Origin of the sequence: Lentzea alba (genome assembly GCF_011067745.1) — a bacterium.
GTDB lineage: Bacteria > Actinomycetota > Actinomycetes > Mycobacteriales > Pseudonocardiaceae > Lentzea > Lentzea alba.
The window spans coordinates 703,232-713,975 of record NZ_JAAMPJ010000002.1 but is presented as its reverse complement, the minus strand read 5'-3'; the positions used below and the strand labels follow the sequence as shown (position 1 = coordinate 713,975).

General features: G+C 68.1%; 10 protein-coding genes. 3 read left to right on the top strand and 7 right to left on the bottom strand.

Features of this window, described 5'->3' with window-relative positions:
* Positions 1 to 17 precede the first annotated feature (17 nt).
* Positions 18 to 2,000, bottom strand: a complete 1,983-nt coding sequence (acs, locus tag G7043_RS11785) for an acetate--CoA ligase (protein WP_166045586.1) — start codon at positions 1,998 to 2,000, stop codon at positions 18 to 20.
* A gap of 259 nt (positions 2,001 to 2,259) precedes the next feature.
* On the opposite strand from acs, the gene G7043_RS11780 reads away from it, so the two are divergent.
* Positions 2,260 to 2,988, top strand: a complete 729-nt coding sequence (locus G7043_RS11780) for an oxidoreductase (RefSeq protein WP_166045585.1) — start codon at positions 2,260 to 2,262, stop codon at positions 2,986 to 2,988.
* Here the strand turns inward: G7043_RS11780 and kynU are convergent.
* On the bottom strand, positions 2,978 to 4,078 hold the full coding sequence (gene kynU / locus G7043_RS11775) for a kynureninase (RefSeq protein WP_313887814.1): 1,101 nt from the start codon (positions 4,076 to 4,078) through the stop codon (positions 2,978 to 2,980). The genes G7043_RS11780 and kynU overlap by 11 nt on opposite strands.
* Positions 4,075 to 4,890 (bottom strand): tryptophan 2,3-dioxygenase, encoded by an 816-nt coding sequence (locus G7043_RS11770; RefSeq protein WP_166045584.1) that lies wholly within the window; start codon positions 4,888 to 4,890, stop codon positions 4,075 to 4,077. The genes kynU and G7043_RS11770 overlap by 4 nt, the downstream gene beginning before the upstream one ends.
* 73 nt (positions 4,891 to 4,963) lie before the next feature.
* Here G7043_RS11770 and G7043_RS11765 point away from each other — a divergent pair, with 73 nt between their 5' ends.
* On the top strand, positions 4,964 to 5,437 hold the full coding sequence (locus G7043_RS11765; RefSeq protein WP_449279966.1) for an Lrp/AsnC family transcriptional regulator: 474 nt from the start codon (positions 4,964 to 4,966) through the stop codon (positions 5,435 to 5,437).
* A gap of 25 nt (positions 5,438 to 5,462) precedes the next feature.
* On the opposite strand, the gene G7043_RS11760 is transcribed toward G7043_RS11765, so the two are convergent.
* The 3 genes from G7043_RS11760 to G7043_RS11750 form a co-directional block, all read right to left on the bottom strand.
* A complete protein-coding gene (locus G7043_RS11760) occupies positions 5,463 to 6,374 on the bottom strand; it encodes an N-acetylmuramic acid 6-phosphate etherase (RefSeq protein ID WP_166045583.1) in 912 nt (303 codons plus the stop codon).
* On the bottom strand, positions 6,371 to 7,291 hold the full coding sequence (locus G7043_RS11755; protein WP_166045582.1) for a MurR/RpiR family transcriptional regulator: 921 nt from the start codon (positions 7,289 to 7,291) through the stop codon (positions 6,371 to 6,373). The genes G7043_RS11760 and G7043_RS11755 overlap by 4 nt, the downstream gene beginning before the upstream one ends.
* 106 nt (positions 7,292 to 7,397) lie before the next feature.
* On the bottom strand, positions 7,398 to 7,844 hold the full coding sequence (locus G7043_RS11750; protein ID WP_166045581.1) for a carboxymuconolactone decarboxylase family protein: 447 nt from the start codon (positions 7,842 to 7,844) through the stop codon (positions 7,398 to 7,400).
* A gap of 49 nt (positions 7,845 to 7,893) precedes the next feature.
* On the opposite strand from G7043_RS11750, the gene pdxR reads away from it, so the two are divergent.
* Positions 7,894 to 9,231, top strand: a complete 1,338-nt coding sequence (gene pdxR / locus G7043_RS11745) for a MocR-like pyridoxine biosynthesis transcription factor PdxR (protein ID WP_166045580.1) — start codon at positions 7,894 to 7,896, stop codon at positions 9,229 to 9,231.
* On the opposite strand, the gene G7043_RS11740 is transcribed toward pdxR, so the two are convergent.
* Positions 9,214 to 10,737 (bottom strand): serine hydrolase domain-containing protein, encoded by a 1,524-nt coding sequence (locus G7043_RS11740; RefSeq protein WP_166045579.1) that lies wholly within the window; start codon positions 10,735 to 10,737, stop codon positions 9,214 to 9,216. The two genes, pdxR and G7043_RS11740, sit on opposite strands and share 18 nt — an antisense overlap.
* Between the last annotated feature and the right edge of the window lie 7 nt (positions 10,738 to 10,744).

Genomic DNA, 10,744 nt, shown 5'->3' with positions numbered 1-10,744 from the left:
CGTCACGTTTGTGCTGATCAGTCCTCGGACTTGCCCGACTGCAGGCCCGCCGAGATCAGGTCCATCACCGACGAGTCGGCCAGCGTCGTCACGTCGCCGACCGCGCGGTTCTCGGCGACATCCCGGAGAAGACGCCTCATGATCTTGCCGGACCGCGTTTTCGGCAGCTCCGGCACGACCATGATCTGCCGCGGCTTCGCGATCGGGCCGATCTCCTTGGCCACGTGGTCGCGCAGCGCCTTGATCGCGTCGGCGCCACCGGCGTCGGAACCCGCGCCACCGCGCAGGATCACGAACGCCACGATGCCCTGGCCGGTGGTCGCGTCCGACGCGCCGACGACGGCCGCCTCGGCCACGGTCGGGTGCGAGACCAGCGCGGACTCGACCTCGGTGGTGGAGATGCGGTGGCCGGACACGTTCATCACGTCGTCGACGCGGCCGAGCAGCCAGATGTCGCCGTCGTCGTCGTACTTGGCACCGTCACCGGCGAAGTAGAAGCCCTGGTCCTTGAAACGCGACCAGTACGTGTCGCGGTAGCGCTCCTCGTCGCCCCAGATGCCGCGCAGCATCGACGGCCACGGCTCGTCGAGCACCAGGTAGCCACCGCCACCGTGCGGGACCTCGACGCCCTCGTCGTTGACGACCTTCGCGCCGATGCCGGGCAGCGGGCGCTGCGCCGAACCGGGCTTGGTCGACACCACGCCGGGCAGCGGCGAGATCATGATCGCGCCGGTCTCGGTCTGCCACCACGTGTCGACGATCGGGGTCTTGCCGCCGCCGACGTTCTCGCGGTACCAGATCCACGCCTCGGGGTTGATCGGCTCGCCGACCGAACCCAGGACCCGCAGCGAGCTGAGGTCGTACTTGGCCGGGATGTCCGCGCCCCACTTCATGAAGGTGCGGATCAGCGTCGGCGCGGTGTAGTAGATCGAGACGCCGTACTTCTGCACGATCTCCCAGTGCCGGCCCTCGTGCGGGGTGTTCGGCGTGCCTTCGTAGACGACCTGCGTCACGCGGTTCGACAGCGGGCCGTAGACGATGTAGCTGTGGCCGGTGACCCAGCCGATGTCCGCGGTGCACCAGTACACGTCGGTGTCCGGCTTGAGGTCGAACACGTTGTGGTGCGTGTACGACGCCTGCGTGAGGTAGCCGCCGGACGTGTGCAGGATGCCCTTCGGCTTACCTGTGGTGCCCGAGGTGTAGAGGATGAAGAGCGGGTGCTCCGAGTCGAACGCCTCGGGGGTGTGCTGGTCGGACTGCCCGTCCACCAGCTCGTGCCACCACACGTCCTTGTCCGTCCACGCGACCTCGGAGTCGGTCCGCTTGACGACGATGACCTTCTCGACGGACGGCGCGGCGGCGACGGCCTCGTCGACGGCGGGCTTGAGCGGGAAGGGGTTGCCGCGGCGGTACTGGCCGTCGGTGGTGATCACGAGCCGGCACGAGGAGTCCTCGATGCGGGTGCGCAGCGCCTCGGCGGAGAAGCCGCCGAACACGACGCTGTGCATCGCGCCGACGCGGGCGCACGCGAGCATCGCGAAGATCGCCTCGGGGATCATCGGCATGTAGATCGCGACGCGGTCCTCGGCGCCGATCCCCAGCGAGGTCAACGCGTTCGCGGCCTTGGAGACCTCGCGCTGCAGCTCGGCGTAGGTGATGGCGCGGGAGTCACCGGGCTCGCCCTCCCAGTGGATCGCGACCTGGTCGCCGTGGCCGGACTCGACGTGCCGGTCGACGCAGTTGTAGGCGACGTTGAGCTTGCCGCCGACGAACCACTTGGCGAACGGCGCGTCCGACCAGTCCAGGACCTGCGTCCACTTGGTGTCCCAGTGCAGCCGTTCCGCCTGCTTCGCCCAGAACGCCTCGCGGTCGGCCTTCGCCTCCTCGTACAGCGAGGGCTGTGCGTTCGCCTGTGCCGCGAACTCGTCGGAAGGCGGGAACGTCCTGCTCTCCGTGAGCAGGTTGTCCAGGGCTTGGCCCTGGCCTGGCGACTGGGTCATGGTGCGAGACCTCCTGGAAAATCCAGACCGGTTGGGGATGCGGGTACTGACCGTAGTGCGAGCCAGTTCACTTCCAACAGGGTCCTCCCCCGAAAGGTTCAGACCAATCTGGGGTGGATTACGACACGGCTTCCATTGTGTAACCCGTTTTGTCTGGTTGAAGCACGTGCGGCGCGTTGAACGGGCGCAGTTGCGCGCTCAACGGTCCGGGCAGTGAGCTGGATCACGCGTTTCACCTGGTCAGGTACTCTGCGCGACCGTGACCGATCCGCTTGCTCCGCTGCTTTCCTTGCCTGGTGTGGCCGACGCCGCCAACGCGGCCAAGGACGCCGTCTTCCAGGTGCACCGCCATCGGGTGAACTTGCGCGGCTGGGCCACGACGGCGGCCGAAGCGTCCGTCCGCGCCGCCCGTGCGTCGGCGGCGCTGGAAGGCGGGCCGACCGAGATTCCGGAGTCCGGCGAGGTCACGAACCCCGTGCTGGCCGGGTCTTTGCGCGTCGCCGAGGCACTGGGCGGTTTGGTGAGCACCTGGCAGCGCGCGCCGTTGCAGGCCCTCGCGCGGTTGCACGTGCTCGCTGCTGCGGACCTCGCATCTGACGTTGGTCGTCCACGGGTGTCCGAGGACGTGTCGGCCCGGCTCGACATGCTCGGGTCGCTGGTCACCGGTGGAACGTCCGTGCCGGCTCCGGTTCTGGTCGCGGTCGTGCACGGCGAACTGCTCGGGCTGGCGCCGTTCGACGTGGCCAACGGCGTGGTGGCGCGGGCGGCGGCCAGGATGACCTCGATCTCCAGCGGTCTCGACCCCAAGGGCCTCGGCGTGCCGGAGGTGGCGTGCCTGCGCCGGTCGGCCGAGTACGAGGCCGCGTCCGTGGCGTTCGCGTCGGGCTCGTTGGAAGGTCTGGCGCAGTGGATCCTGTTCGTGTGCTCGTCCCTGGAGGCGGGCGCCCGCGAGGCGAAGAGCATCGCGGACGCCGCACTCACCGGGTGACTTCGGCCAGCACCTCGGCGGCCCTGATCGCGTCCTCGTCGGTCACGTAGAGCGGCGCGAACCCGAACCGGAGGATGTCCGGCGGCCGCTGGTCGCCGATGACGCCGCGCGCGATCAGTTCGTCCATCACGGCCTTGGCGTCCGGGCAGCGCACCGAGATCTGGTTGCCGCGGACCTCGGGGGTGATCACTTCGAGGTTCGTGAGCTTCTCGACCTGCGCGCGGAACAACGCGGTGAGCTCGAGCCCTCGCTCCCGCAGTTCGGCGAGGTCGACGTCGTCCCACACGTCCAGCGCGGCGTCGAGGGCCAGCATCGACAGGATGTCCGGCGTGCCGACCCGCGCCCGGACGATGCCGGGGTCCGGTTCGTAGGACGTCTCCATCGCGAACGGCTCGCGGTGGCCGTTCCAGCCGGACAACGGGTTCTCGAACGTCGCCTGCTTGTGCGTCGGCACGTAGATGAACGCGGGCGAGCCCGGTCCGCCGTTGAGGAACTTGTAGGTGCACCCGATCGCGAAGTCGACGCCCAACGCGTCCAGCTCGATCGGCAGCACGCCCGCGCTGTGGCAGAGGTCCCAGACCACCTGTGCGCCAACGCCGTGCGCCTGCTCGGTCAGCGCCTTCATGTCGTTGAGCGCGCCGGTCCGGTAGTCGACCTGGTTAAGCAACACCACCGCGGTGTCCTCAGTGAGGTCCAAAGAGGACGGATGCGCACCGCGAATCTTGAGCCCGGTCAACGAAGCCACGGACTGCGCGATGTACCCGTCGGTCGGGAACGTCGACTCGTCGCACACGATCTCGGTGCGGCTCGTGCCTTTCACGGCTCCCATCAACGCCTTGAAGACGTTGACCGACGTGGAGTCGCCGACGACGACCTGGCCGGGCGCGGCCCCGATCAGCCGGCCGACGCGGTCGCCGATCCGTTGCGGCGCCTCCCACCAGCCCTCGGACCACGACCGGATCAGCCGCGTGCCCCACTGATGCCGCACGACCTCCTGCATCCGTTCGGCGACGTGCTTCGGCGCCGCGCCGAGAGAGTTGCCGTCGAGGTAGATGACACCTTCAGGGATGTCGAACAGCTCACGCTTCACACGTAGCTCCTGGCGGTCCACAGTTCCGGGAACACCGCACGCTGGGTGCGCTTCTCCAGCCAGGCAACACCAGCGGAGCCGCCGGTGCCGACCTTCGCGCCCATCGACCGGCGCGTCGCGAGCAGGTGGTCGTAGCGCCAGCGCGCGAACTCCTCGGCGATGTCCGTCAGCGCCTCGCCCAGCTCCAGCAGGTCGCGGTCGTCGCCGCGGTAGATCGCCGCCCACACCTGCTCGACCTCGGGCGACGCCTCGTACGCCTTGGTGAGGTCGCGGTCGAGCACTTCGCTGGGAATGTCGAAACCGCGGCGCTTCAACGCCGCGAGCACGTCGTCGTACAGCGAAGGCTTCGCGAGGGACTCCTCCAGCTGCGCGTGCATCGCCGGCACCGCGCGGTGCGGCACGAGCATCGACGCGGACTTCTCGCCGAGCAGGAACTCCATCTCGCGGTACATGCCCGACTGGAAGCCCGAGCCCTCACCGAGCGCGTCGCGGAACGAGTTGAACTCGGTAGGCGTCATCCGCGCGATCGGCCGCCACGCCGCGGAGAGCGCCTGCAGGTGCAGGTCCGAACGCCTGAGCGTGCGGACGGCGGCCCTGAGGTCGTTTTGGCGGAGTTCGGTCTGGGCCTGCCGCCACTCGAAGCAGAGCAGGCCGAAGTACAGCTCCATCACCTGCGTGATGACCAGGAACGACATCTCACGGGGATCTTTGGACCACTGCTGTTGAAGGGTGTGCAGCACCGACGCGTGCACGTAGTCCTCGTACGGCGTGGTGCCGCCGAAATCCAGCTTGGGGGACACGGGGCAGCTCATGCCCTCAATCCTCCTGCCTGGGCTTCCTCACCTGAATGGGTGACGAAAGGCGTTTGCTCCAAACTTCTTCTGATTGCAAACAGAATCGCCAGGTAGCTTTGCATTCATGTTGGACGAGGTCGACAAGGCCCTGTTGGAGGCCCTCCAAGAGGATGCGCGCCTGTCCTACAACGAGCTCGCACGGCGAGTACACGTCTCACCGCCAACGGTCGCCCAACGCGTCCGACGGCTGGAGAACATGGGCGCCATCACCGGCTATCGCGCCGTGGTCGACCCCACCGTCGTCGGACGTCCGGTCGTCGCGTTGGTGCGCATGAAGTGCTACGGCCCGCGGTGCATCACGGTCCATCCCGAGCTGCTCGACGACCTCCCGGAGGTGGTCGAGGTCGTGCGGCTGACCGGCGACATCTGCTCGGTCGTGAAGGTCGTGACGACCTCGATCACGGAGCTGGAACGGCTGCTGGTCCGGCTCGCGAGCCACGGGGAGACGTCCAGCGCGATGGTGCTGTCGACGCCGATCCCGTGGCGTCCGGTGTTGCCGGGATGACAAGGCATCCGCGTTCGGGCCGGACCTAACCCGCCAGCCGGTCCAGCGCGTTGCGGACGTGGCCCTTGGTGTCCTCCAAGGCGGCGGCCGCACGTTCGGTCGGTTCGCCGGACAGCAGGTGCACCAGCGCCACCTTGAGGTCGCCGGCCGCGTCCGCCAGCGCCTGCTCGCAGGCGTCCTCGGGTTGGCCGGTGGCCTCGTGCAGGATGCGGATCGTCCGCCCGCGCAGCTTCGCGTTGGTCGCGCGCATGCTGACCATCAGGTTCGAGTAGGTGCGGCCGAGCTTGATCATCACCGCGGTGGAGAACGAGGTCAGGACCAGTTTCTGAGCCGAGCCCGCCTTCATCCGGGTCGACCCGGCGATGACCTCCGGGCCGGTGTTCAGCGCGACCAGGACGTCCGCCGCGAACGGCACCGACGCGTTGTTCGACACGAGCACGGTGTGGGCGCCAAGCGCTTGCGCCTCCTGCAGCGCGCCGATCACGAACGGCGTGCGCCCGGACGCCGTCACGCCCACCACCAGGTCTTTTCCGGTGGCGTGGCGGCGGATCTGGGCGGCACCGGACGAGTCCTCGACCTCTTCGACGGCGCGGACGAGGGCTTCCGAACCGCCGGCGTGGTGGGCGACGAACCAGTCGCTCGGGGCGTTGAACGTGGGCACCAGTTCGGCGGCGTCCAGCGTGGCCAGCCGCCCGGACGTGCCGGCGCCGACGTAGTGGACGCGGCCGCCGGACATGATCGAGGTGACGCCGAGGTCGACCGCGCGGGCCAGTTCCGGCAGTGCCTCGGCGACGGCGGACGGGACCGTGCGGTCCTCATCGTTGATCATGCGCAGCACGTCGATCGTGGGGACCCGGTCGATGTCCGTGGTGCGAGGGTTCCGTTGTTCGGTCGGAGATTCCACGCGCACCACCACACCGTTCCGGGGGGAGATCATTTAGTCGTCTCCCGCGGCCGCCGCCGGCCATCTGGTCTCGCGCCCAGCCGGTGACCGGACACCGCTTCGTAGGTCGCTTCCAACGCCGTCTTCGCCGTGTCCACGTGGTGCTGGGCGACGCCGATGAACAGGCAGTCGATCACGGTGAGCTGGGCGATGCGGCTGGCCATCGCGCCGGAGCGGAAGGTGGTCTCGCGCGCGGCCGTGGTCAGCACGTGGTCGGCGATCTCGGTGATGGGCGAGCGCGGGAAGTTCGTCAGGGCGACCGTGGTGGCGCCGGTCTCCCGGGCGACGCGCAGCGCCTCGACGGTCTCCGCGGTCGAGCCGGTGTGGGAGATGCCGACGGCGACGTCCGCGTCGGTGAGGACGGCGGCCGAGGTCAGCGCGATGTGCGTGTCGTTCCACGCGAAGCAGGTGAGGCCGATGCGGTGCAGCTTCTGCTGCAGGTCGAACGCGACGAAAGCGCTCGCGCCGAAGCCGTAGACGTCGACCCGGCGGGCGCCCGCGACGGCTTGGACGACCTTGTCGAGCGACTCGATGTCGAGCTGCTCCGCGGTCTCCTCGACGGCGCGGGCGTCGGCGTACGCGACCTTGCCCACGACCTGCTTGAGGTCGTCGCCAGGCAGGATGTCGCCGCCCATGTCGTGGTTGGCCCTGGCCTGGCTGCGTGCGGTGTCGGCGGCGAGCGCGATGCGCAGCTCCGGGTAGCCGCCGACGCCGATGGCCTTGCAGAACCGCGTCACCGTGGTCTCACTCGTGCCGGCCTGCTCGGCGACCTCGGTGATGCTGCGGTGCGCGACCGTTGCCGGGTTCTCCAGGACCACCTTCGCGACGCGCTGCTCGGCGCGCGCGAGACCCGGCAGCAACGACCGGATCTTCACCAGTGGACTGGACTCGGCACTGCTTTCAGTGGACACGTGGGAAACTTACTAACCGCCACTTCGGGGGTCAACGGAGTGTGGGCGGAACTCACCCCAACTGTGTCCGAAAGTCACCCTGTACGGGCAAATCTGCGGCCGAACGTCACCGAACGTTGGGCACCTTCCTGGTGGACACGGCAATCCGGTTCCAGGAGTTGATGGTGAAGATCAGCGCGATGAGCTGGGCCAGCTCCTCCTCGCCGAAGTGCTTCGCGGCCCGCTCATAGACCTCGTCGCTGACGTACTCGTGGCTGCTCAGGACCGTGATGGCCTCGGTCAGCCGAAGCGCCGCCCGCTCCTTCTCGGTGTAGAGGTCGCCGGCTTCCTCCCACGCGTTGAGGAGGTAGATGCGCGCCTCGGATTCGCCACCCATCCGGGCGTCAGCCGTGTGCATGTTGATGCAGTAGGCGCAGTGGTTGAGCTGGGATGCCCTGATGCGGACGAGCTCCGCCAGTTGCTCGTCCAGGCCCTCACGCGCGGCGGCGTCGAGAGCGATCATGGCGCGGTAGACCTTCGGCGCTTTCTTGGCGAGGTCGATTCGGTTGTTCATCTGCACAACCTATGGAGCCGATTGGCCCCCGGCATGGTGCAATCCAGTCGTGGAATCTTGGGCCAATCTGGACTTCCACCTCGACCTGTCCGGTCCGGGTGGGCTGCGGCATCGGCTGACGGCGTCACTGCGGGAAGCGGTCCGGTCCGCGCGGCTGCCGCCGGGGACCCGGCTGCCCGCCTCGCGGTCGCTCGCCGCGGATCTGGGGATCGCGCGGAACACCGTCGCGGAGGCCTACGCCGAACTCGTCGCGGAGGGCTGGCTGACGGCGCGCCAGGGGTCCGGAACCGTGGTCGCCCAACGGGTTTCGCCACCTGCGCCGGTCAAGCGGCAGGCACTGGGGCCGGACGTGCGGTTCGACCTGACGGTGTCCACACCGGACATCACCGAGTTCCCGCGCACGGAGTGGATCCGGTCGACGCGGCGGGCGCTGATGGCGGCGCCGTCGGAGGCGTTCGGGCCGGGGGATCCGCAGGGGCGGATCGAGCTGCGGACGGCGCTGGCGGAGTACCTGGCGCGGGCGCGGGGTGTGCGGGCCGATCCAGAGCGGATCGTGGTGTGTTCGGGGTTCGCGGACGGCATCCGGATGTTCAACCGGCTGTTGAAGCCGCCGACCGTGGTCGAGGAGTACGGGCTGGGCTTTCACCAGTCGTTGTGGAAGTCGACCGTGCCGCTGAAGGTGGACGACCACGGCGCGAACACCGAACAGCTGCCGGACGATCGCCGCGTGTGTGTGCTCACGCCGGCGCACCAGTTCCCGTTGGGCGGTCCGTTGCACCCGCTGCGGCGCGCATCGGCCGTGGAGTGGGCACGGCGCGTGGGTGGCCTTGTGCTGGAAGACGACTACGACGGTGAGTTCCGCTACGACCGGCAGCCCGTCGGAGCGGTGCAGGGGCTCGATCCCGAGCACGTCGTGTACCTGGGCACGTCCAGCAAGGCGTTGTCGCCCGCGCTGCGAATCGCGTGGATGGTGTTGCCGGACCGGTTCGTGGATCCGATCTTGTCGCTGAAGACCGATCGCGAGCAGTACAGCAGCATGCTTGACCAACTGGCGTTGGCTGACTTCTTGTCGTCGGGCGCGTACGACAGCCACGTGCGACGAATGCGGTTTAAGTACCAACGAAGGCGTGACCGGCTTGTGGAGGCTGTTTCGCCGTACGCATCGGTTTCGGGTATCGCGGCCGGTATGCACGCTGTGCTGGATACGCCCTATGAAGCGGAGATCGTGCAGACCGCGTTCGAACGCGGGATCGAGGTCAGTCCTCTCTCGGGGTTCCGGCACGAGCTGAGCGACGACGACCGCACGGGGATCGTGGTGAGCTTTGGAGCGCCCGCGTTTCCACGGGCTCTCCCGTTGTTCACTGAAGTGCTAGCGGCGTGCCACTGACCAGCCTTCCGCGGTGACGTCGCCACGGGCGTGGACGTACACGCCACGGCCGTTGTACTGGCCTGCCTTCGTGTAGACGAATCGGGACTTCTTTTGTTCTGTGGCAACCCAACGGCGTTCAGTGGTGGTGATCGTGCGGACGTCCTGCCAGCCCGTGCCGTTCCAGTGCTGGATCGTCAGCTTGTCGCCCTTGTCGACGTCGACGAAGACCTCGACCGGGCGTTCCGCGGTGAGCGTGCCGCCGGAAGTCGTTGCCCGCCACTGCTTTCCGTGCGACTGGACGGCGAGCGCGTTGGCCAGGCCGTCGGCGACCGCGCGGCGGGCGGGGTTGACGCTGCCCCAGTCACGGCTCGGGTGCACGCGGTTGGCCAGCAGGATCGCGATCGACCGCGAGGCCTTGTCGATCACGAACGACGTGCCGGTGTAGCCGGTGTGACCTGCGGTTCCCGGTCCGCTCAGGCCACCCATGTACCAACGCTGGTCGAGCTCGAAACCGAGCCCGTGGGCGTTGTCGGGGAACTGCTGGTTGAAGTTCGTGAGCATCAGCTCGACGGAGTGCTCGGTCAGGATCCGGCGACCCTGGTAGGTGCCGCCGTTGAGGATCGTCTGGCCGAGGATCGCGAGGTCCTTGGCCGTGCCGAACACACCGGCGTGGCCGGCGACTCCTCCGAGGGACCAGGCGTTCTCGTCGTGCACCTCGCCGCGGACCATGCCGCGTGGCGGTGCGGCCTGGAACTCCGTCGCGGCCGTTCGGTTCCTGGCCTTCGGGTTGTAGCCGGTGTCCTTCATGTTGAGCGGCTTGGTGATGCCGTCCCTGACCGCCTGGTCGAGCTTCCTGCCGCTGACTTTGTGAACGAGCTCGCCGAGCGTGATCAGGTTCAGGTCGGAGTAGACGTACGTGGTGCCGGGCGTGGACTTCGGCTTCACGTCCATCACCGCCTTGATGCGTGACGGGACATCCGGGTACAGCTTCCACAACGCGATGAACGGTTCGAGGCCGCTCGTGTGTGTGAGGAGCTGCTTGACGGTGATGTTCTCCTTGCCGTTCACGCCGAACTCGGGCAGGTAGGTGGCGACCCTCTCGTCGATGTTCACCCGGCCCTGCTCGACCTGCTGGATCACCGCGATCGACGTGAAGAGCTTGGAGATCGAGGCGAGGTCGAAGATCGTGTCCTTCTTCATCGGGACGCGTTCGTCTTCCGGCAACTGGGTCTGCTGGTCCTGGTAGAGCACCGCGTAGCCGGTGCGGTCGTGCGTGACGATCTTGCCGTCGTGCACGTACATCGTGACGGCGCCGGCGAACAGCGGTTTGCCGTTGGCCTGGGGTTTGGTGAAGTCGCGGACCTGGCGCAGGGCAGTGTTGATCGGCTCGGGGTCGAGGTTGGCCCAGTACGGGTTGGATTCGCGCAGGGTGGTCCACGGGTGCGCGAAACCGTCCTGGGGCTGGTCGAAGTGGCCGGGGATCGCGACCGTCACGAGTGCGGCGGCCAGGGCAGGGATGAGCATCGCGTCC